The organism is Janibacter melonis (assembly GCF_003721155.3).
Taxonomy (GTDB): Bacteria; Actinomycetota; Actinomycetes; order Actinomycetales; family Dermatophilaceae; genus Marihabitans; species Marihabitans melonis.
This window is the reverse complement of record NZ_CP044548.2, coordinates 3,209,748-3,231,558: the sequence shown is the minus strand read 5'-3', so window position 1 is coordinate 3,231,558 and position 21,811 is coordinate 3,209,748. Positions and strand designations below refer to the sequence as shown.

The 21,811-nt window shown below is 72.4% G+C and carries 17 protein-coding genes and 1 tRNA gene; 6 read left to right on the top strand and 12 right to left on the bottom strand.

Features of this window, described 5'->3' with window-relative positions:
- The first annotated feature begins 23 nt into the window (after positions 1–23).
- Both EEW87_RS15535 and EEW87_RS15530 read left to right on the top strand, forming a co-directional pair.
- Complete coding sequence (locus tag EEW87_RS15535; RefSeq protein WP_123091320.1) at positions 24–1,529, top strand: fatty acyl-CoA synthetase; 1,506 nt, start codon at positions 24–26, stop codon at positions 1,527–1,529.
- A 1-nt stretch (position 1,530) separates the two neighbouring features.
- A complete protein-coding gene (locus EEW87_RS15530; protein WP_123091321.1) occupies positions 1,531–1,944 on the top strand; it encodes a hypothetical protein in 414 nt (137 codons plus the stop codon).
- Positions 1,945–2,144: 200 nt separating this feature from the next.
- Here the strand turns inward: EEW87_RS15530 and EEW87_RS15525 are convergent, their stop codons facing one another.
- A complete protein-coding gene (locus tag EEW87_RS15525) occupies positions 2,145–3,359 on the bottom strand; it encodes an MFS transporter (protein ID WP_240341618.1) in 1,215 nt (404 codons plus the stop codon).
- Positions 3,360–3,413: 54 nt separating this feature from the next.
- Here EEW87_RS15525 and EEW87_RS15520 point away from each other — a divergent pair, with 54 nt between their 5' ends.
- Complete coding sequence (locus EEW87_RS15520; RefSeq protein WP_205473746.1) at positions 3,414–4,178, top strand: DeoR/GlpR family DNA-binding transcription regulator; 765 nt, start codon at positions 3,414–3,416, stop codon at positions 4,176–4,178.
- Between the two features lie 182 nt (positions 4,179–4,360).
- Here EEW87_RS15520 and EEW87_RS15515 read toward each other — a convergent pair.
- The 4 genes from EEW87_RS15515 to tmk all read right to left on the bottom strand — a co-directional run bounded on the left by EEW87_RS15515 (position 4,361) and on the right by tmk (position 7,846).
- A tRNA-Thr gene (locus tag EEW87_RS15515) sits at positions 4,361–4,437 on the bottom strand.
- A gap of 64 nt (positions 4,438–4,501) precedes the next feature.
- Entirely contained in the window at positions 4,502–6,031 is a 1,530-nt protein-coding gene (locus EEW87_RS15510) for an alpha/beta hydrolase (protein WP_123091323.1), read from the bottom strand.
- Between the two features lie 13 nt (positions 6,032–6,044).
- Positions 6,045–7,205 (bottom strand): DNA polymerase III subunit delta', encoded by a 1,161-nt coding sequence (locus tag EEW87_RS15505; RefSeq protein WP_240341617.1) that lies wholly within the window; start codon positions 7,203–7,205, stop codon positions 6,045–6,047.
- Positions 7,202–7,846 carry a dTMP kinase gene (tmk, locus tag EEW87_RS15500; RefSeq protein WP_123091325.1) on the bottom strand — a complete coding sequence of 215 codons (645 nt, stop codon included), beginning with the start codon at positions 7,844–7,846 and terminating at the stop codon, positions 7,202–7,204. Before tmk ends, EEW87_RS15505 begins: the two co-directional genes overlap by 4 nt.
- 50 nt (positions 7,847–7,896) lie before the next feature.
- Between tmk and EEW87_RS15495 the strand changes: the two genes are divergently transcribed.
- Positions 7,897–9,237 carry a serine hydrolase domain-containing protein gene (locus tag EEW87_RS15495; RefSeq protein ID WP_123091326.1) on the top strand — a complete coding sequence of 447 codons (1,341 nt, stop codon included), beginning with the start codon at positions 7,897–7,899 and terminating at the stop codon, positions 9,235–9,237.
- A gap of 63 nt (positions 9,238–9,300) precedes the next feature.
- Here the strand turns inward: EEW87_RS15495 and EEW87_RS15490 are convergent, their stop codons facing one another.
- Complete coding sequence (locus EEW87_RS15490) at positions 9,301–10,869, bottom strand: AMP-binding protein (RefSeq protein ID WP_123091327.1); 1,569 nt, start codon at positions 10,867–10,869, stop codon at positions 9,301–9,303.
- A gap of 75 nt (positions 10,870–10,944) precedes the next feature.
- Positions 10,945–13,761 carry a type I DNA topoisomerase gene (topA, locus tag EEW87_RS15485; RefSeq protein WP_123091328.1) on the bottom strand — a complete coding sequence of 939 codons (2,817 nt, stop codon included), beginning with the start codon at positions 13,759–13,761 and terminating at the stop codon, positions 10,945–10,947.
- A gap of 162 nt (positions 13,762–13,923) precedes the next feature.
- On the opposite strand from topA, the gene EEW87_RS15480 reads away from it, so the two are divergent.
- On the top strand, positions 13,924–14,706 hold the full coding sequence (locus tag EEW87_RS15480; RefSeq protein WP_123091329.1) for a dioxygenase family protein: 783 nt from the start codon (positions 13,924–13,926) through the stop codon (positions 14,704–14,706).
- A 69-nt stretch (positions 14,707–14,775) separates the two neighbouring features.
- Here the strand turns inward: EEW87_RS15480 and EEW87_RS15475 are convergent, their stop codons facing one another.
- Together EEW87_RS15475 and EEW87_RS15470 are read right to left on the bottom strand one after the other, a co-directional pair.
- Complete coding sequence (locus EEW87_RS15475) at positions 14,776–15,072, bottom strand: hypothetical protein (RefSeq protein WP_123091330.1); 297 nt, start codon at positions 15,070–15,072, stop codon at positions 14,776–14,778.
- A 15-nt stretch (positions 15,073–15,087) separates the two neighbouring features.
- The gene (locus EEW87_RS15470) at positions 15,088–16,848 is read right to left on the bottom strand and encodes a sodium:solute symporter family protein (RefSeq protein WP_123091331.1); all 1,761 of its coding nucleotides are present in this window, start codon (positions 16,846–16,848) and stop codon (positions 15,088–15,090) included.
- Between the two features lie 157 nt (positions 16,849–17,005).
- On the opposite strand from EEW87_RS15470, the gene EEW87_RS15465 reads away from it, so the two are divergent.
- Positions 17,006–17,413 (top strand): DUF4878 domain-containing protein, encoded by a 408-nt coding sequence (locus EEW87_RS15465; RefSeq protein WP_123091332.1) that lies wholly within the window; start codon positions 17,006–17,008, stop codon positions 17,411–17,413.
- 27 nt (positions 17,414–17,440) lie between these two features.
- Here the strand turns inward: EEW87_RS15465 and EEW87_RS15460 are convergent, their stop codons facing one another.
- Genes EEW87_RS15460 through EEW87_RS15450 form a run of 3 tightly spaced genes read right to left on the bottom strand, consistent with a single transcriptional unit; the run spans position 17,441 to position 21,761 of the window.
- Entirely contained in the window at positions 17,441–19,453 is a 2,013-nt protein-coding gene (locus tag EEW87_RS15460; RefSeq protein ID WP_123091333.1) for an ABC transporter ATP-binding protein, read from the bottom strand.
- Complete coding sequence (locus tag EEW87_RS15455) at positions 19,450–21,186, bottom strand: ABC transporter ATP-binding protein (RefSeq protein WP_123091334.1); 1,737 nt, start codon at positions 21,184–21,186, stop codon at positions 19,450–19,452. Before EEW87_RS15455 ends, EEW87_RS15460 begins: the two co-directional genes overlap by 4 nt.
- Positions 21,183–21,761, bottom strand: coding sequence for a TetR/AcrR family transcriptional regulator (locus tag EEW87_RS15450; RefSeq protein WP_123091335.1), 579 nt, complete (start codon positions 21,759–21,761; stop codon positions 21,183–21,185). Before EEW87_RS15450 ends, EEW87_RS15455 begins: the two co-directional genes overlap by 4 nt.
- Positions 21,762–21,811: the final 50 nt, after the last annotated feature.

Genomic DNA, 21,811 nt, shown 5'->3' with positions numbered 1-21,811 from the left:
CCCGATCGAGCACCCTTCGGGCCATGAGCCTCATGCGCAGCAGCACGATCGACGGTGTCGTCCGACGCAGCGCCCGCGCCTTCGGCGACCGGGTGGCCCTCGTCTTCGGCGAGCGGGAGTGGACCTACCGCGAGCTCGAGGACGCGACGAGCCGGGCGGCCGCGGCGCTGCTCGCGCAGGGCCTGACGAAGGGGGACCGCGTCGCCGCCTTCGGGCGCAACAGCGACGCGTACCTGCTCGGCTTCCTCGCGTGCGCCCGCGCCGGGCTCGTCCACGTGCCGCTCAACTACAACCTCACCGGGTACGAGCTCGAGTACCTCGTGACGCAGTCCGGCAGCTCGCTCGTCCTCGCCGACCCCGACCTCGCGCCCCGGCTCGACGACCTCGAGGCGCCCGTGCCCTCGCTCCCCCTTCGCGACGCCGAGGGCTCGCTGCTCGACGCCGCGCGCACGGGTGAGGTGCCGGAGGTCGACGTCGAGGTCGCCGACGACGACCTCGCCCAGCTGCTCTACACCTCGGGCACGACGTCGCGGCCCAAGGGCGCGATGATGACGCACCGCTCCCTCGTCGCCGAGTACCTCAGCTGCGTCGTCGCGCTCGACCTCGCGCAGGACGACGAGCCGCTGCACGTCATGCCGCTCTACCACTCGGCGCAGATGCACGTCTTCCTCCTGCCGTGGCTCGCGGTCGGCGCCCGGAGCACGCTGCTCGAGGTGCCCGACCCCGGCGAGATCCTCGCGCGCATCGAGCGCGACGGGCACCGGGCCTTCTTCGCCGCCCCGACGCTGTGGGTGGCGATGACGAACCACGCCGACTTCGCCGGGCGCGACCTGGCCTCGCTGCGCAAGGCCTACTACGGCGCGTCGATCATGCCCGGCCCGGTCGTCGAGCGGCTCCAGGCGAAGATGCCCGAGCTCGGTCTCTACAACTGCTTCGGGCAGTCCGAGATGGGACCGCTGTGCACGGTGCTGCGGCCCGAGGAGCACGCAGAGCGACCCGACTCGGCGGGGCGCCCTGTGCTGCTCACCGAGATGCGCGTCGTCGACGGCGAGGGGCGCGACGTGGCACCGGGCGAGATGGGCGAAGTCGTCTACCGCTCGCCCCAGCTGTGCCTGGGCTACTGGGACAAGCCGCAGGAGACGGCGGAGGCCTTCGTCGACGGGTGGTTTCACTCCGGCGACCTCGTGCGGGTCGACGAGCAGGGGTACATCACCGTCGTCGACCGGATCAAGGACGTCATCAACTCCGGCGGCGTCCTCATCGCCTCGCGCGAGGTCGAGGACGCCCTCTTCAGCCACCCCGCCGTCGCCGAGGCCGCCGTCATCGGCATCCCGGACGAGCGCTGGGTCGAGGCGGTGACCGCGGTCGTCGTGCTGCAGGACGAGGTGAGCACCGCCGACCTGCTCGAGCACGCCCGCACGAGGCTCGCGGGCTTCAAGGTGCCGAAGTCCGTGCACGTCGTCGACGCGCTGCCGAAGAACACCTCCGGCAAGATCCTCAAGCGCCAGCTGCGCGACGAGCTGGCCTGAGGTGGTGCGAGCGATTGCGGCAGCGCTGGGCGCCGCGCTGCTCCCGCTTGCCGGCTGCGGGCTCGTCGGCGGGTGGGACCAGGTGTCCCTGACCGGCACGTACGAGTACGGGTACTCGGATCAGGACCGCACCCTGGCGGTCTCGGTGACGAAGGGGTGCCAAGACCTGCGCTTCGTCTCGCTGGACGTGCGCGAGAGCGACAGCGAGGTCGTCGTCGCGCCCGCTCTGGAGACGAGGACGGACGACGACGTCAACTGTGCAGCGGTCATCACGTACCTCACCGAGCACGTGCAGCTCGACGCGCCACTGGGTTCCCGGCGGGTGGTCGGCGCCGACGGCACCCCGTTGCAGAGGTGCGCCGAGGTGAGGCCCGTCGGTGTCAGCGCGGAATCTTGCCCCGACCCCGCCGGTTGACGCGTCGAGACCTCACGCATCGTCGAAGCGGCGCGGGCGCCCGGGTCCCTCCGGGACGCGGGCCATGCCGGAGATCGGGTCACCCCTGCGGACAGCCGACCGTCGCCGTGGCTACCCGGCAGTAACGGGACTCCCCGGGTCGTCGCCCGGCATATACGGGGGCAGCGCCTCCACGGGTCCCGTCGGTGCCGGCGGCCGCATCAGATCCGGACCTGAGCCCGCCGCTGGCCGTGCGCCACGGCGGCGGCGACGAGGCCGGCGACGACCGGGACGAGCAGCCCGGCGCGCAGGCTGGTGAGGTCGGCCACGGACCCGATGGCCGGGGAGGTGACGAGGAAGCCGATCCGCATGAGCCACCCGAGGACGGCGATGCCGGTGCCCTCCGGCAGCCCCGGGACCCGTCCCGCGGCGGCGAAGGCTGCCGGCACGAGGGTCGCGCTGCCGAACCCTGCGACCGCGAAGCCGCCGAGCGCGACGACGTACGTCGGGGCGAGGACGACGAGCAACGAGCCCGCCGCCACGAGCAGACCGCCTGCGCGAGCCACGGCGATGCGGCCCCACCGGTCGGTCATCGGGTCTCCGAGGACGCGGCCGACGAACTGCGCGCCGAGGGCGGCGCTCAGGCCGAGCCCGGCGACCGCGGTCGGCGCAGCGACGACGTCACCGAGGTAGAGGACGGCCCAGTTGTTCGCGACGTCCTCGACGAGGGTGCCGCAGATGGCGAGCACCACGAAGGGGACGAGCAGGCGCCAGGCGTGCCGACGCACCGAGGAGGACCGGCCGTCCGCGTCCTCGCCGGCAGGGACAGCCTCGGCGGCGCGCAGCTGCGAGCGCACGTGCTCCGGCACCACCGCGAGACGGCACGCGACGAGGGCCACGACCACCCAGACGGAACCGTTGACGACCATCTGCGTCGAGATCGAGACCCCGGCGGCAGCCGCCGTCGCGCCGACGAGACCACCGGTCGTGGCTCCGACCGACCACAGGGCGTGGAAGGAGTTCATCGCCGACCGACCGCGCCACTGCTCGACGAGGACACCCTGGACGTTCTGGGCCGCGTCGACGAGGGCGTCGACCGCACCCGCGAGGAGCAGCATGGCCGCGAAGGACCACACCGAGCCGCTCGCCGCCGCCACCGCCAGCGCGACGGCGAGGAGCACCGAGCCGACCGCGTTCGTGCGCAGGACGCCGAGTCGGCGGATGACCCGCCCTCCGAGACCGGCGGCGACGAGCGCCCCCGTGGGGAAGGCGACGACGAGCAGCCCGAACTGGCTGTTGGTCAGGTCGAACGCCGCCTTGATCTCCGGGTATCGGGGCAGGAGGGCGCTGAAGAGCACGCCGTTGGTGAGGAACATCAGCGAGACGCCCGTGCGGGCACGCGCCGGCGAGGCGGGACGGAGCAGGAGGCTGGGCACGGCCGTGACCGTAGGTGCTTGGATGATCACGTGCAACGATCACAACGACACCGGATGATCATCCGAGCCGTCGAGTCCGGTGCGACGGTCTCGGTCGAGGCCCTGTGCGAGCTGACCGGCGCGTCCGCGATCACCGTCCGCCGCGACCTCGCCCAGCTCGCCGCGCAGGACGCGGTGCGGCGCGTGCGGGGCGGGGTCACCCGGGCACACGCCCGGGGGACACCCATGCCCTTCGCCGTCCGGCTCGACGCCGACCGCGACCGCAAGGCCGCCCTGGCCGCCGCGGCCGCATCCCTCGTCGAGGACGGCTCGTCCCTCGTGCTCGACAACGGAACGACCTGCTACGCCGTCGCGACGCACCTCGCCGGGCGCCCTGTGACGGCGCTGGCCCTGTCGCTGCATGCGGCGGCGGCGATGGCGACGCTGCCCGGTGCCTCCGTCGTCGTGCCCGGCGGGCCGGTCGAGAACGACACGCTCGCCTTCACCGGCCACCCCGCGGTGCGCGCCCTCGGGGACACGAACGTCGACGTCTCGATCATCGGCACGTGCTCCGCGCGCCCGGGCTTCGGGCTGACCTCGACGACGTACGAGGACGCCGAGGTCAAGCGGGCCTGCCTGGCCGCGGGCGCGCGCCGGGTCCTCGTCATCACCCCCGAGAAGCTCTCCCGCACCTCGACCTTCCGGTTCGGCGAGATCGCCGACCTCACCGACCTCGTGACGACGACGGACGCCGACGGCGCGGCGCTCGCCCAGGTCCGCGCCGAAGGGGTGAGCGTCCACCTCGTCGAGACCGGCCCCGCCCCGCCGGCACAGATGTGACGACGACCCCACCCCGACCGGACACCCAGACTGACAAGACCCTGCTGGCTGCCTCTTGACGTGCCAGGACCCCTTCGAAAGGCACCTGGCACGACGAAGGGCAGCCAGCAGGGTTTTGTACGACCCCGGGCAGCACGAAGGCCCCCGGCCGGAGCCGGGGGCCTTCGTCGTGCTGTCCTGCGTGGAGCCGCCTGTCGGAGTCGAACCGACGACCTATTCATTACGAGTGAATCGCTCTAGCCGACTGAGCTAAGGCGGCGGGTGCGCCATGGGATCGCCAGGACGCGAGTGCGAGTATACGGACGGCCCCCGGCCGCGCGAAATCAGGAGCAGGTGATGTCCTGCTCGGGCAGCTCGCCCGTGAGCCAGAAGTCGTCGACGGCCGAGTCCACGCACGAGTTCTGCCGCATGTACGCGGTGTGCCCGTCGCCCTCGTGGGTGACGAGACGGCTCTCGTCGAGCTGGTCGTGCAGCCGCTCCGCCCACTCGTACGGCGTCGCCGGGTCGCGGGTCGTGCCGATGACGAGGATCGGGGCGGCTCCCTTCGCCGAGATCGTGTGCGGCTCGACGACCGGCTCGTAGGGCCAGCTCGCGCACGGGCCGGACCCGCCGGCGATGACCTCTCCCCAGATCGGGGCGTCCTTCTTCGCCTGCTCGATCATCTGCTCGCGCTCGTCGCCCTCGGGCTCGGGGTGGTCGAGGCAGTTGACCGCGTAGATGACCTCCATGATGTTGCCGGCGTACTGCCCGTCGGGGTTGCGGTCGGCGTACTGGAAGGCGAGCTGCATGAGGTCCTTGCCGTCGCCGCCCTGCACCGCGACGAGCGCGTCGGTCAGCGTGCTCCACGCGCCCTGGTCGTACATCGCCTGGGCGATGCCGAGGCTGGCCCAGCCCTCGGTGAGCTCGAGATCACCGGCGCCGGGGATCGGGGACTCGTCGAGGTCGTCGAGGATGCCCTGCATCGTCTCGATCACCTCGTCCTCGGTGCTGCCGAGGGCGCAGTCGTCCTCGGCGCACGAGCGGGCCCATGCCCGCGTCGCGGTGTCGAAGCCCTTCGCCTGACCGATGTTCATCTCCGCCGTCGTGAGGTCGGGGGCCACGACGCCGTCGAGGACGAAGCGGCCGACCTTCTCGGGGAAGAGCTCGGCGTAGGTCGCGCCGAGGTAGGTGCCGTACGACTTGCCGAGGTAGGTCAGCTGGCTCTCGCCGAGCGCGGCCCGCAGCACGTCCATGTCACGAGCCGCCTCAGGTGTCGACACGTGCGGGGTCACGGTCCCGGACTTCTGCTCGCAGCCCTGACCCATGGCCTTCCCCGAGTCGACGAGGGCCTGCTCCTCGGCGGCGTCGTCCGGCGTCGGGTCCTGACCGAGGAAGTCGTCGAGCGCGCCGTCGTCGAGGCAGTCGACCGGCGCCGAGCGCCCCACGCCACGCGGGTCGAAGCCGACGACGTCGAAGCGGTCGCGCACGTCGCCGCTGACGACGTAGTCGGCATAGCTGGCGTACTCGGTGCCCGACCCGCCGGGACCGCCCGGGTTGACGACGAGGCTGCCCTGCTTCTTGCGCTTCGCCGCCACCTTGAGCACCGCGATCTTCAGCGTCTCGCCCTCGGGGTCCTCGTAGTCGACGGGCACCTCGAGCTCGGTGCACTCCCCCTCGGCCCCGCCCTCGCAGTCGCCCCACGACAGGTCCTGCTCGTAGTAGCGCGCGAGGTCCTCCTGCCCCTGCGGCGGCACGGTCGCGCTCGGGTCGGCCGCCGTGGGCTCGTCCTGGCCGGGCAGGAAGGAGCAGCCCGACAGGAGCAGCGCGGACGCGGCGCCCGTGGCGACGAGACGGGCGAGGAGGGGGCGGCTCATGCGAGCACGCTACCTAAGGCAGCGTGAGGTCGATCGCCATGGCCTCGAGCGCGAGCAGGGGCGCGACGTTGGCCTCGATCCGCCGGCGGGCGACACCGATCGCGTCCATCGCGAGGAGCAGCCGCTCGGCGCTCAGCGCGCGCGCGACGTCCTCGACGACCTCGCGCGAGTCCTCGTTGACGAGCGCGACGGCCTCGCCGGTGAGCAGGACGAGCGCGTCGCGGTAGACCGACAGCAGGTCGGTGAGCGAGCGGTCGATCATGTCGCGGGTGAAGCGGGTGGCTCGCGTCTTCTGCGACTTCTCCAGACCGGAGATCTGCGAGCGGACGTGAGGGGGCTGGGTGCGCGCCCCCGCCTCGGCGCCCAGGGTGGCGAGCAGCTTGGCCTTCTCCTCGGCGTGCCGGTCGACGAGCACCTTGTCGCGCTCCTCCTCGGCGATGCGCACGAGATCGGCGGCCGCGGAGACGGCGTCGGCGACCCCGCGTATCCGGGTCGTCAGCGAGATCGTGTCGTAGCGACGGGTCCGGGTGCCCTCGTCGGTCGCGAGCCGGCGGGCCATGCCGATGTGGCTCTGGGCTGCCCGGGCGGCGTGGACCGCGGCCTGGCGCTCGACGCCGTCACGGCGCACGAGCAGGTCGGCGACGTCCTCGACCGACGGGGTGCGCAGACGGACGTGCCGGGCGCGCGAGCGCACGGTGACGAGCACGTCGTCGGTCGCCGGCGCGCACAGCAGCCACACCGTGCGCGGCGTCGGCTCCTCGAGCGCCTTGAGCAGGGCGTTGCCGGACTGCTCGGTGAGCCGGTCGGCGTCCTCGACGAGGATGACCCGCCAGCGCCCGACCGACGGCGAGCGGCCGGCGAGCTGGACGAGCTCACGGGCCTGGGCGACACCGATCGACAGCGCCTCGGTGGCGAGCACGTCGACGTCGGCGTGGGTGCCGTCGAGCGCCGTGCGGCACTCGCGGCACTCCCCGCACCCGCCCGCGGCGCACATGAGCGCCCCGGCGAATGCTCGGGCGGCGACGGATCGCCCCGACCCGGGCGGCCCGGTGAAGAGCCAGGCGTGAGTCATCGCCGCGTCGTCGGAGACGGCCCGGCGCAGGACCTCGAGCGCCGGCTCCTGCCCGACGACGTCGCGCCACACCCCGGGCGCAGCCCCGGTCGTCACGCTCACGCCGTCACCAGCCCGTCGGCCAGCCCGCGCTGCTCGAGCGCGGCGAGCACCTCGCCATGGACGTCCTGCGGGTCCTGCCCGCCGTCGACGACGACGTAGCGCTCGGGCTCGCCCTGCGCCATGGCGAGGAAGTGCGCGCGCACCGCCTCGTGGAAGGCGTCGCCCTCGGACTCGAGCCGGTCGTGCACCTCGCCGCGTCGAGCCCTGCCCTGCTCGGCGGTGACGTCGACGACGACGGTGAGATCCGGCAGGAGGTCGCCGACGGCCCACATCTGCACGGCGTGGACCTCGTCGTGCCGCAGCTCGCGCCCGGCCCCCTGGTAGGCGACGGAGGAGTCGGTGTAGCGGTCGGTGACGACGACCTCGCCCCGCTCGAGGGCCGGACGGACCACCTCGGCGACGTGCTGGGCCTTGTCGGCGGCGAAGATCAGCGCCTCGGCACGGGCGGCCATCGCCGAGCCGTGGAGCACGAGGTCGCGCAGCTGGGAGCCGAGCGCCGTGCCCCCGGGCTGACGGGTCGTCACGACCTCCCGGCCGGCGGCACGCAGCGCCTCGGCGAGCAGCCCGACCTGCGTCGACTTGCCGGCCCCGTCTCCCCCTTCGAAGGCGATGAAGAGGCCAGGTCGGGTGGGGTCGCTCACCCGGCCGAGCCTAGGCCACGGGGCCGACGGCCCACGGATACCGTGGCGCCATGCCCTTCGCCGACACCACCGCCCGCTCGCTCGACCTGCTCGCCCACGACGCCCAGCGCGACGGGCGCGTGCCCGGGCTGGCCGCCGGGGTGGCGCGCGCGGGGCAGCTGCAGTGGTTCCGCGGCATCGGCACCACCGACCTCGAGCAGCCCGACGCGACGCCCGACGAGGACACCCAATACCCCGTGGCGAGTAACAGCAAGACCTTCACCGCGGTCGCCGTCATGGCGCTGCGCGACGAGGGCCGGCTCGACCTCGATGACACGGTCGACGCGCACGTGCCCGGCAGCACCCACGAGCGGGTGACGATCCGCCAGCTCCTCTCGCACACCTCGGGGATGCAGCGCGAGCCCGTCGGCGGCGTCTTCGACACGATGGTCATGCCGGAGCGCGACGAGCTCGTCGCGGGCTGGAGCCAGGCCGAGCGCGTGGGTCGCCCGCACGACCGCTGGCACTACTCGAACCTCGGCTACTCGCTCCTCGGCGAGATCGTCGCCCGGCTCGACGGCTGCGAGTGGCACGAGGCGATCCAGCGCCGCATCCTCGACCCCCTCGAGATGCGCCGCACCTCCACGCGAGGCAGCGGCCGCCGGGCGAGGGGGTACTACGTGCCGCCCTTCACCGACGTGCCGCTGCCCGAGCCCGACTTCGACGCGAAGGCCCTCGACCCCGCCGGCGGGCTGCGCTCGACGGCCGCCGACCTGGCCCGCTGGGGCGGCTTCGTCGCCGACCCCGTCGGGGAGGTGCTCTCCCCCGACACGATGGAGGAGATGTGCCAGCCGCAGACGATGGCCGACCCCCGCGGCTGGACCCTCGCGTGGGGCCTGGGCTGGATCCTCCAGCGCCACGAGGGGCGCACGTGGGTCGGTCACACGGGCGGGTGGCCGGGCTCGGTCACCGGGGTCTTCACCGAGCGCGAGAGCGCGACGACCGGCGTCGTCCTCATGAACAACACCGCCCCGGTCTCGCCCTCGGTCGCCGCGATCGGCATGGGCACCCGGGCGATCGAGCTCGAGCCGGTGGCCCCGAAGGCGTGGGTGCCCGGCACGAGCGTGCCCGAGCAGCTCCTCCCGCTCCTCGGCCACTGGTTCTCCGAAGGCAGCGGCTTCGTCCTCTCGGTCCGCGAGGGGGCGCTCGAGGCGCAGGCCGTGGGTGCGCCGAAGGGGACCCCGCCCTCGGTCTTCGAGCCGGCCGGCGAGGACTCCTACCGGACCGTCTCGGGCCGTGAGCGCGGCGAGCGCCTGCACGTCCACCGCGACGCGTCGGGCGGCGTCAGCCACCTCACGTGGGCGACCTACCGCTTCACCCGCGAGCCCCTCGCCTTCGGGCAGTGGCTCTGACCGCTCGCCCGAGCGGGGCATGACGAAGGGGGCCGTCGCGACGGCCCCCTTCGCGCACGTGGCTCAGGCGAGGCGCTCGCGCAGCTCGCGCGCCAGGACCTTGCCGGTGGCGTTGCGCGGCAGCTCGTCGACGAGCACGACGTCGCGCGGCACGCAGTGGCGGGCCCGCTCGGCGCGCACCATGGCCCTGACCTCGTCGGCGTCGATCGAGTGCCCGGGCCGCACGGCGACGAAGGCGGCCAGGCGCTGCCCGAAGTCGGGGTCGGGCACCCCGACGACCGCGACCTCGCGCACCGCCGGGTGCTGGACGAGGAGCGACTCGACCTCGCTGGGGTAGACGTTCTCGCCGCCGCTGACGATCATGTCGTCGTCTCGCCCGGCGACGAAGTAGAGCCCGTCGCGCACCGAGCCCATGTCACCGGTGGAGACGAGGCCGTGGAGGCGCTCCTTGGTGCGGCCGTCGGTGTAGCCGTCGAAGACGAGCTCGTTGCCGGCGAAGATCCGCCCCGTCTCCCCCGGCGCCACCTCGCGGCCGTCGTCGTCGAGGACGAGGACCCGGGTGCCCAGCGGCGGGGTGCCGGCCGTGTCGGGGTCGCGGCGCAGGTCCTGCGGGGTCGCGATGCACACCCACGACGCCTCGGTCGACCCGTAGAGGTTGTAGAGGACGTCGCCGTACTCGTCCATGAAGGTCGTCGTGAAGCCGCTGGGGTACGCAGACCCCGACGTCGCGACGACCCGCAGCCGCCGACGCTCGCGAGCGCCGGGGTCGGACGGCAGCTCCATCATCCGCTGGAGCATCACGGGCACGGCGAACATCGCGTCGACCTCGTGCTCCTCGAGGGCGACGCGGGCGGCCAGCGGGTCGAAGCGGCGCTGGAGGACGATCGTCGCCCGCATCGCGACGGAGAGCTGCATCGCGGCGTAGCCCCACGTGTGGAAGAGCGGGGCGGAGACGAGGATGCGGTCACGCGCCCGCAGCGGGATGCGCTCGATGATCGAGATGAGCGGGCCGAAGCCGCCCGGGGTCTTGCGGGCCGCCCCCTTCGGCGTCCCGGTCGTGCCCGAGGTGAGGATGATCGTGCGGCCACCGCGCGCCGGCGGACGAAGGGGGCCCGGCTGCGGCGTGCGCTCGACGAGCGCCTCGAGCTCGGACTCGCCGATCCGCTCGACCTCGGCGCCGAGCCCGGTGACGCACTCGGCGAGGTCGTCGTCGTGCACCACCTCCCGCACGTCCTGCTGGCCGGCGACGAGCGCGAGCTGCTGCGGGGGCAGGCCGGTGTTGCCGAGGACGACGTCGACCCCGATGGCGGCGGTCGCGCACATGACCTCGATCGCGCCGACGTGGTTGCGCGCCAGGAGGAGCAGCCGGTCGCCGGGCCCGTAGCCGCGGTCGAGCAGCACCGCGGCGACGCGCTCGGAGCGGGCGAGCAGCTCGGCGTAGGTCACCGCCCCACGACCCTCGTCGACGACCGCGACGACCTTCGGGCTGCGCGCGGCGGCCTGGCGCAGCTCGCCGGCGAGCCCGAACCCCCAGCGCCGCAGCGCCGCGAGCTGGCTCACCTGCTGGTGGGGCGGCCCCGGGGCGAGCATGCCGCGCCGGGCCATCGTGCTGACAACGGTCAGGGGGTTCATCGGTTCACCTTCGAGTCGACGACCCGGCCGACCTTACCGGCCGGTAGCCGGCTCGCCCCCCGCCCGTAGCGAGCATCACGCCTTCTTCGCGGTCGCCTTCGTGCGGGTCGACGTCTTCTTCGCGGCGGTCTTCTTCGTCGCCGCCTTCTTCGTCGTCGCCTTCTTGGCTGTCGTCTTCTTGGTCGTCGACTTCTTGCGGGTCGTCGGCCCCTTCGCCCGCTTCTCCGCGAGCAGCTCGAAGGCGCGCTCCTGGGTGATCGTCTCGGGCTCGTCGTCGCGGCGCAGCGTCGCGTTCGTCTCGCCGTCGGTGACGTACGGGCCGAAGCGACCCTCCTTGACGACGACCTTCTTGCCGCTCGCCGGGTCCTCGGCGAACTCGCGCAGCGGGGGCTTCGCGGCCGCCCGGCCACGCTGCTTGGGCTGGGCGTAGATCGCCTCGGCCTCCGCGAGCGTGATGTCGAAGAGCTGCTGCTCGCTCGTCAGCGACCGGCTGTCCGTGCCCTTCTTGAGGTACGGGCCGTAGCGGCCGTTCTGCGCGGTGATCTCGACCTGCTGCTCCGAGGTCGAGCCGTCGTCGCCGGTGACCGTCTCGGTGACCGTGCCGACGACGCGCGGCAGCGAGAGCAGGCGAAGGGCGGTCGGCAGCTCGATCGTCGCGATGTCCATGTCGGCGAAGAGGGAGGCGGTGCGCGGCTTGACCTTCGCCTTGCCCTTGAGCTCGGCCTCCTCGTCGGTGAGGACCTCGGTGACGTACGGGCCGTAGCGACCGGCCTTGGCGACGACGACGCGACCCGACTCGGGGTTCGTGCCGAGCTCGCGGCCGTCCTCGGCGGACTGGGCGAGCAGCTCGCGACCCTTCTGCGGGGTCATCTCGTCGGGGGCGATGTCCTCGGGGACGTTCGCGCGCCGGGGCTTGTCCGCCTCGCCGTCGGGCAGGCTCGCGCCCTCGGCGACCTCACCGGTGCTCGGGTCGACGCCCTGCGGCGCGACCTCCTCGACGTACGGGCCGTAGCGACCGACGCGCACGACGACGCCGTCGCCGATCTCGATCGTGCTGATCCCCTTCGCGTCGATCTCGCCGAGGTCCTCGACCATCTGACGCAGGCCCTCGGCGTCGCCGTCGCCGTCGTAGAAGCGGGCGAGCCAGGCGACGCGGTCGGCCTGGCCGGCCGCGATCTGGTCGAGGTCCTCCTCCATCCGGGCGGTGAAGTCGTAGTCGACGAGACGGGGGAAGTGCACCTCCATGAGACGCGTCACGGCGAAGGCGAGCCACGTCGCGACGAGCGCGGAGCCGACCTTGCGCACGTAGCCGCGGTCCTGGATCGTCGCGACCGTCGCGGCGTACGTCGAGGGCCGGCCGATGCCGAGCTCCTCCATCCGCTTGACGAGGCTGGCCTCGGTGTAGCGCGGGGGCGGCGAGGTCTCGTGGCCGGCGGCGACGGCGTCGAGCACGTCGAGGGCGACGCCCTCGGACAGGCGGGGCAGACGACGCTCCTCGTCCTCCGCGGCGCCGCGGCTCTCGTCACGGCCCTCCTCGTAGGCGGCGAGGAAGCCCTTGAAGGTGATGACGGTGCCCGAAGCCGTGTACTCGGCGCTGCTGCCCGCGGGGCAGCCGGTGATGTCGGCGACGATCTTGATCGTCGCGGTCGACCCCTTCGCGTCGGCCATCTGCGAGGCGATGGTGCGCTTCCAGATGAGCTCGTAGAGGCGGAACTCGTCGCCGCGCAGCTCGCCCTGGACCTGGGCCGGGGTGCGGAAGCGGTCGCCGGCGGGGCGGATCGCCTCGTGCGCCTCCTGGGCGCCCTTGGCCTTCTTGCCGTAGACGCGGGGCGACTCGGGCACGTAGTCCGCGCCGTACATGTCACGCGCCTGGCCGCGGGCCGCGCTCACGGCCGACTGCGACAGGTTCGTGCTGTCGGTGCGCATGTAGGTGATGTAGCCGTTCTCGTAGAGCCGCTGGGCCACGCGCATCGCCTCGCGGCTGCCCAGGCGCAGCTTGCGCGAGGCCTCCTGCTGCAGCGTCGAGGTGGTGAAGGGGGCGTACGGGCGGCGGGTGTACGGCTTCTCGCTCACCGAGGCCACGCTCGCGCTGGCGGCGCTCGTCGCGCTCGCGACGGCCGTCGCGGCAGCCTCGTCGAGGTGGACGACGTCGCTGCGTCGCAGCGTGCCGTCGTCGGCGAAGTCGCGACCGCTCGCGACGCGCGAGCCGTCGACGGCCGAGAGCCGGGCGGAGAAGTCCTCGCGCGAGCTCGTCGGGGTGAAGCTGCCGGTGACGTCCCAGTAGCTCGCGGAGCGGAAGGCCATCCGCTCGCGCTCGCGCTCGACGACGACGCGGGTCGCGACGCTCTGCACGCGGCCGGCGGACAGGCCCTGCTTGATCTTGCGCCACAGCACGGGGCTGATGTCGAAGCCGTAGAGACGGTCGAGGATGCGCCGCCCCTCCTGGGCGTCGACGAGGTCCATGTCGATGTCGCGGGTCGACTGCACCGCGCGCTGGATGGCCTCCTTGGTGATCTCGTGGAAGACCATCCGCTTGACGGGGACCTTGGGCTTGAGCGCCTCGAGGAGGTGCCACGCGATGGCCTCGCCCTCGCGGTCCTCGTCCGTGGCGAGGTAGAGGGTCTCGGCGTCCTTGAGCAGGCGCTTGAGCTCGGTGACCTTCTTCTTCTTGTCCGCGTCGATGACGTAGTACGGCTCGAAGGAGCGGTCCTCGACGTTGACGCCGAAGCGGCCGAAGGGACCCTTCTTCATGTCGGCGGGCAGCTCGCGCGGCTGCGGGATGTCGCGGATGTGACCGACGGAGGCCTCGACGACGTAGTCGGGGCCGAGGTAGCCGGCGATGGTCTTGGCCTTGGCCGGCGACTCGACGATGACGAGGTTGGGGGCGCTCATGGGGGACTCCTTGCCTCGCGCCCCGTGCCGCGGATTCGTCGCGGCTCTCGGCGGGGTGCGCGATCCGAACCGTAGCCCACGGCGGGGACGGGCCCGCAGCCGAGGTCACGGCGCGGGACAGGGTTGTTGCTTTAACTTGATGGGTCAACTATCCTGGCCGTCATGACCGCTCCCGTCCTCTACCTCAGCCACGGCGCCCCTCCCCTGGCCGACGACGCCCGCTGGACCCAGCAGCTCGCCGACTGGTCCTCGAGCTTTACGAAGCCGACGAGCATCCTCATGATCTCGGCGCACTGGGAGGACGTGCCGGTGACGGTGAGCCCGACCCAGCGGCAGGTGCCGCTCACCTACGACTTCTACGGCTTCCCGCAGCACTACTACGAGGTCGAGTACGCGCCCCCGCTCGCCCCTGCTCTCGCCGACGAGGTGACCGGCCTGCTCGGCGGCCGTGGCCTGCAGGTGCGCCGCGACGAGACGCGCGGCCTCGACCACGGCGCGTACGTGCCGCTCGTGGAGATGTACCCCGACGCGGACGTCCCGGTCCTGCAGATGTCGATGCCGACCCTCGACCCGGCGACCCTCTTCGAGATCGGGCGCACGCTCGCCCCCCTTCGCGACCAGGGCACGCTCGTCGTCGGCTCGGGCTTCACGACCCACAACCTGCGGTGGTTCAACCCCCGGGGCGGGGCGGACGCGCCCCCGCCGGCCGCCTCCGCCGAGTTCGACCACTGGGCCCAGGAGGCGGTCGAGGCGCAGGACGTCGACGCCCTCGTCAACATGCTCGACGTCGCCCCCGCCGCCCACGAGGCGCACCCGCGCACCGAGCACTGGGCGCCGCTCTACCTCGCCCTCGGTGCGGCGCACGCCTCCGGCGCGACGGACGTCGAGAGCACGGTCGACGGCTTCTGGTACGGCCTGAGCAAGCGGTCCTTCACCTTCAGCTGAGCCGCCGCGGGCATGACGAAGGGGGACCCCGCCCGGGGTCCCCCTTCGCGCTGCCGGTCCGGCGGCCGGCTAGTGGCCGCGCTGCTTGCGCCGCGGCGCGGGCCGGGTCGGGTCGTCCCCGGCCGGCTCGACGTGCTCCGGCACGACGATCGGGCGCAGCCGCGCCCAGGTGATGAAGGCGATGCCGATCACGAGGAGGGCGAGCCCGGTCCAGAGGTTGGCGTTGATGCCACCCGTCTTCTCGAGCTCCTTGTCCCCGAAGATCCCCATGAGGGTGAGGATGAGGCCGTACAGCCCGAGCAGGGAGCCGATGAAGGTCCGGATGTCGAAGGCGCCGGCGGTCTTGCGGCCTGCGGTGTCTGCCATGACGGTCAGCGCTCCTTAGAAGGCGAAGTTGAGGACGACGACGATGACCAGCGCGATCCCGGCGAGCGGGACGGTGCGCTGGTAGAAGGGACGACCGGCCTCGTGCGGGTCGACGAGGTCCTCCTTCGGCGTCTCCGAGTAGACCAGGCCCTTGAGCTCGCTGGCGGGCTTGGGCTTGGTCACCATCGTCACCGCGACGCTGACGACGACGTCGACGACGAAGGCGGTGCTCGCGGCGGCGAAGGCCAGGCCCTGCCCCGGCAGCTCGAAGAGGGCGAGCATGTCGGGGTTGCCGCAGACCCACAGCGTGACGGCCGAGAGGGTGCCCGCGACGAGACCGGTCCAGCCGGCCGTCGGGGTCATCCGCTTCCAGAACATGCCGAGGATGAAGGTCGCGAAGAGCGGTGCGTTGAAGAACCCGAAGAGCGTCTGCAGGTAGTCCATGATGTTGGAGAAGCCACCCGCGATGGACGCCGTGAAGATCGCGATGATCGTCGCCGCGACGGTGGCCAGACGGCCGATCCGCAGGTAGTAGTCGTCGCTGCGGTCCTTGCGGACGTAGCGCTCCCAGATGTCGTAGCTGAAGACGGTGTTGAAGGCCGAGATGTTGGCCGCCATGCCGGCCATGAAGGCCGCGAGCAGACCCGCGATCGCCAGGCCGAGCAGACCGTTGGGCAGCACGTCGCGCATGAGGAGCAGGAGCGCGTCGTTGTACTTGACGTCGCCGCTCGCCCCACCGGTGGGAGTGCCGCCGTTCTTGAGGTCGATCATCTCGGTGACGAGCACCGCCGAGACCATGCCCGGGATGATGACGATGAAGGGGATGAACATCTTCGGGAAGGCGCCGATGATCGGCGTCTTGCGGGCCGAGGAGATCGAGTCCGAGGCGAGCGCGCGCTGCACCTCGACGAAGTTCGTCGTCCAGTAGCCGAAGGAGAGCACGAAGCCCAGGCCGAAGACGATGCCGATGACCGACAGGACCGGCGAGTCGAAGCCGGACAGCGCCTGGCCGGGCCACGAGTCGAGCTGCTGGCTCGCGGAGGCGACGCCCGCGTCGGACGGCGCGTTCTGCGCAGCGGCCGTGATCTTGTCGTTGAGCCCGCCCCAGCCGCCGACGCGGTGCAGACCGATGAGGGTCAGCGGCAGCAGCGCGGCGACGATGACGAAGAACTGCAGGACCTCGTTGTAGATCGCCGCCGACAGCCCGCCGAGGGTGATGTAGGACAGGACGATCGCGGCCGCGACGATGAGCGCCACCCACAGGGGCCATCCGAGCAGGGCCTGGACGATCGAGCCGAGCAGGTAGAGGTTGACGCCTGCGATGAGCAGCTGGGCCAGCGCGAACGAGAAGGCGTTGACGACGTGCGCCCCGGTGCCGAAGCGGCGGTACATGAACTCGGGGACCGAGCGGACCTTCGAGCCGTAGTAGAAGGGCATCATCACCACGCCGAGGAAGAGCATGGCGGGGACCGCGCCGACCCAGAAGTAGTGGAAGGTCGGCATGCCGATCTCGGCGCCGTTGGCCGACATGCCCATGATCTCGACGGCACCGAGGTTGGCCGAGATGAAGGCCAGGCCGGTGACCCAGGCCGGCAGCGAGCGGCCGGAGAGGAAGAAGTCGACGGAGTCGCTCACCGAGCGACGGGCCATGATGCCGACGCCGAGGACGAAGGCGAAGTACAGGGCGACGAGCAGGTAGTCGACGGCGTTCGCGTCGATGAGGGTGTCTGCAGCCGGCGGCATGAGCGCCGGCAGTGACGTCAGTGGCGGCGTCATGGGTCTCCTTCCAGGTCGCGTCCCCGGGGGACGGCCCTGGCAACCTACGCCCATGTCCCGGCCCCGGCGACCGGGGAGTCCTCCCCAGTTACCGCGGGCCGGATCGTGGCTATCCTCGCCGCAGACCGGCCGCCGTGGTCGGTGACGAGACAGGGGTATGACAGCGATGACCAAGACGATGATGACCGCCGGCCTCGGTGCCGTGCTCGCCCTCGGCCTCAGCGCCTGCGGCAGCAGCGACGGCCCGGAGGACGCGGTCGAGGAGTTCGCGAACGCCGCGGCGGACAAGGACTACTCGAAGGTCTGCGAGATGCTCGACCCCGAGTTCGTCAAGACCGTCGAGTCGGCCGGCGAGGGCGGCTGCGCCGAGACGATGAAGAAGTCGGTCGAGGAGGGCGGCGGCGGCGAGGAGCTCGTCGCCGACCCCGACAAGCTCGACATCGGCGACGCCACCGTCTCCGAGGACGGCAACAGCGCCACCGTGAAGACGACCTACGACGGCAAGGACAGCGACGTCAAGCTCATCAAGGTCGACGACGCCTGGAAGATCACGCTCGGCATGTGACCGACCGGTGGGCGTCGGCACCGCGGGTCACACCGCGGAGCCGGCGCCCACTGCTGCGTCCGGGTCGACCGCCCCGGAGAACTGCGCCGCGTACAGCGCGGCGAAGGCGCCGTCGGCGGCGAGCAGCTCGGCGTGCGAGCCCTGCTCGACGATGCGTCCCTCCTCCATGACGAGGATGAGGTCCGCGTCGCGGATCGTCGAGAGCCGGTGGGCGATGACGAAGCTCGTCCGGTCGCTGCGCAGCGCGGCCATCGCCTGCTGCACGAGCAGCTCGGTGCGCGTGTCGACCGAGCTCGTCGCCTCGTCGAGGATGAGCAGCGAGGGCTGGGCGAGGAAGGCCCGCGCGATGGTGACGAGCTGACGCTCCCCCGCGCTGAGGTTGCCGGCCTCGGCGTCGAGGACCGTGTCGTAGCCGTCGGGCAGCGCGTGCACGAAGCGGTCGACGAAGGTGGCCCGGGCCGCCTCGAGGACCTCCTCGTCGCTCGCCCCCGGGCGCCCGTAGGCGATGTTCTCGCGGATGGTCCCGGCGAAGAGCCAGGTGTCCTGGAGCACCATCCCGATCCGGCTGCGCAGGCCCGTGCGCGTCAGCTCGGTGATGTCGACGCCGTCGAGGGTGATCCGCCCGCCGTCGAGCTCGTAGAAGCGCAGGACGAGGTTGACGAGGGTCGTCTTGCCCGCGCCCGTGGGGCCGACGATGGCGACGGTCTGCCCCGGCTCGACGACGAGGTCGAGGTGCTCGATGAGCGGGGTGCCCGGGGTGTAGGAGAAAGACACGTCCTCGAAGGCGACCCGGCCGTGCGGGTCCTCGATGCTCGTCGGCGTCCGCGCCTCGGGCTCCTGCTCGGGCGCGTCGAGCACCGCGAAGACGCGCTCGGCGGACGCGACCCCGCTCTGCATGAGGTTGGCCATCGAGGCGACCTGGGTGAGCGGCTGGGTGAACTGGCGCGAGTACTGGATGAAGGCCTGCACGTCGCCCAGGCTCATCGTGCCGCTGGCCACCCGCAGCCCGCCGACGACGGCGATCGCGACGTAGTTGAGGTTCCCGATGAACATCATCGTCGGCATGATGACGCCGCTGATGAAGGAGGCCCGGAAGCTCGCGTGGTGCAGCTCGTCGTTCTTCACGGCGAAGTCGCGTGCCGACTGCTCCTGACGACCGAAGACCTTGACGAGCTCGTGCCCGGTGAAGGTCTCCTCGACGACGGCGTTGACCTCGCCCGTGCTCTTCCACTGCTGGACGAAGTGTCGCTGGCTGCGCTTGCCGATGGCGGCGGTGACGAGCATCGTCACCGGGATCGTCACGAGCGCGATGAGCGCGAGCAGCGGCGAGATCCACAGCATCATCGACACGACGGCGACGACGGTGAGGAGCGAGGTGAGCAGCTGGCTGAGGGTCTGCTGCAGGCTCTGCGCGACGTTGTCGATGTCGTTGGTCACCCGGCTCAGCAGCTCGCCGCGGGGCTGGCCGTCGAAGTACGGCAGCGGCAGCCGGTGCAGCTTGTCCTCGACGTCCTCGCGCAGCCGGTAGATGGTGCGGTTGACCGCCCCGGTGAGCAGCCGGCCCTGGACGAGCTGGAGCGCGGCCGCGACGACGTAGATCGCGAGGACGCCGAGCAGCACCCGGCCGAGCGCTCCCGTGTCGACGCCCTGCCCGGGCACGACGTGGTCCATCGCGGCGAGCACGTCGGCGACGAGGTCCTCGCCACGGGCCCGGAGCTGCTCGACGGCCTGCTCCTGGCTGACCCCGGCCGGGATCTGCCGCCCGAAGGACCCGGCGAAGACGAGGTCGGTCGCGCGGCCGAGGACCTTCGGCCCGATCGCGTTGAGCACGACGCTGCCCACGGCGAGGACGACGGTGGTCCACACGACGAGCCGCTCGGGACGCAGCAGCCCCAGGATCCTCCGGGCGCCCGCGACGAAGTCCTGCGAGGTGTCGGTCGGGACGCCGATCGCGGCGTGCGGGGGGCCGCCGCGGTGGGCCGACCCCGGTCCGCGCCGCTCCTTGGCCGCCCGCTCCTCCGCGGTGCCGAGCTCGCTCATGCTGCCTCCTGCGTCGCCTGCTGGCTCGAGACGATCTCGACGTACGTCGGGCACGACGCGAGCAGCTCGTCGTGCGTGCCCTGCCCGACGACGACCCCGGCGTCGAGGACGACGATCGAGTCGGCGTCGACGATGCTCGACACGCGCTGCGCGACGACGAGGACGGTCGCCTCCCGGGTGACCGGGCGAAGGGCCGCGCGCAGGCGGGCGTCGGTCGCGACGTCGAGGGCCGAGAAGGAGTCGTCGAAGAGGTAGACCGACGGACGGCGCACGAGCGCGCGGGCGATGGCCAGGCGCTGGCGCTGGCCGCCGCTGACGTTCGTGCCGCCCTGGGCGATCGGGGCGTCGAGGCCCTCGGGCAGCGCCCGGACGAAGTCCTCCGCCTGGGCGACGCGCAGCGCCTGCCACAGGTCGTCGTCGGTGGCGTCGGGGTCGCCGTGCCGCAGGTTGCTCGCCACGGTGCCGGTGAAGAGGTAGGGGCGCTGGGTCACGAGGCCGAGCCGCCTCCACAGGTCCTCGGGGTCGGCGTCGCGCACGTCGACCCCGCCGACGAGCACCTGGCCCCCGGTGACGTCGTGCAGCCGGGGCACCAGGCCGACGAGGGTCGTCTTGCCGGCGCCGGTCGAGCCGACGACCGCGGTCGTCGTGCCGGGTCGGGCGAGGACGCTGATCTCGCGCAGCACGGGCTCCTGCGCCCCCGGGTACGCGAAGCTCACGCCGCGCAGCTCGACCCCGACCGGCCCGGCGGGCAACGCCACCGGCTCGTCCGGGGCGCGCACCGTGGGCTCGGTCTCGAGGACCTCGGTGATGCGCCCGGCCGAGACCGCGGCGCGCGGCACCATCATCGCCATGAAGGTCGCCATCATCACCGACATGAGGATCTGGATGAGGTAGGCCATGAAGGCGGTGAGCGCCCCGACCTGCATCTGACCGCTGTCGACCCGCATGGCGCCGAACCAGATGACGGCGACCGTCGAGGCGTTGAAGATCACCATGACGAGGGGGAAGGCGAGCGCCATGAGCCGCCCGACCGCGAGCGCCGTGCCCGTGTACGTCTCGTTGGCCCGCGCGAAGCGATCGCGCTCGACGTCCTCGCGCACGAAGGCCCGCACGACCCGCACGCCGGTGATCTGCTCGCGCAGGATGCGGTTGACCGAGTCGACGGCCCGCTGCATCGCCTGGAAGTGCGGGATCATCCTCGCGATGATGACGCCGATGGCGACGGCGAGCGCCGGCACGGCGACCGCGACGAGCCAGGACAGCCCGGCGTCCTCGCGCAGCGCCATGATGATGCCGCCGACCATCGTCAGCGGTGCCGTGACCATCATCGCCAGCGCCATGTAGACGACCTGCTGCACCTGGGTGACGTCGTTGGTGCTGCGGCTGATGAGCGTCGGCGCCCCGAAGCGCGAGAGCTCCTGGGCGGAGAAGGCGCCGACCCGGGCGAAGACCGAGGCCCGCACGTCACGCCCGAGCGAGGCCGCGGTCTGCGCGCCGATGCGGGTGGCCCCGATCGTCGCGACGACCTGGACGAGCGAGACGACGAGCATCGCCGTGCCGGCGGCGAGGATGAAGCCGGTGTCGCCGACGGCGACGCCCTCGTCGATGATCCGGCCGTTGAGGCTCGGCAGGTAGAGCGAGGCGAGGGTGCCGGCGAGCTGCAGGCCGAGGAGGAGCACGAGCACGGCGGCGTAGGGCCGCAGGTGGGTGCGCACGAGGCGGACGAGCGTCACGAGGACCTCCGGGTGCCGTCGAGGACGACGTCGACGATCTCGGCCGCGTCGAGGCGCCGGGCCGACATCAGCGGGTGGACGCTCGACAGCGCGAGCAGCTGGAGCAGCCCGACGACCTCGTCGACGGGCTTGCGCAGGGCGCCGGCGTCGTCTCCGACGAGAGCGGTGAAGGCCGCGTCGAGCGCCGGGTCGCCCGGCCCGCGGTGCCGGGCCTTGTCCACCGGCGGGACGACACCGACGTGGTGGAGGACGGAGATGAGCGCGACGACCTGCTCGACGTGGCGCTGCACGACGGCCACGCCGGCGACGAGCCGGTCGTCGAGCGGCAGCGACGGGTCGACCTCGCCGAGCTCGGCGACCGCCGCCGCCGGGTCGAGGACAGCCGTCGCGCAGGCCTGGACGAGCTCGTCCTTGCTGCCGAAGGCGCGGAAGAGCGTGCCCTCGGCGATGCCGGCCGCCTCGGCGACCTGCCGGGTCGTCAGGCCTGGGCCGTGCTCGCGGAGGAGGGGGATGGCGACGTCGACGATGGCCGCCCGCCGGTCGTCGGGGCTCATCGCGGGGGCGCGGGGGGTCACCCGGTCGACGATAGATGAGTGAGTGCTCACTCACAAGCGTCGGGCCGGGG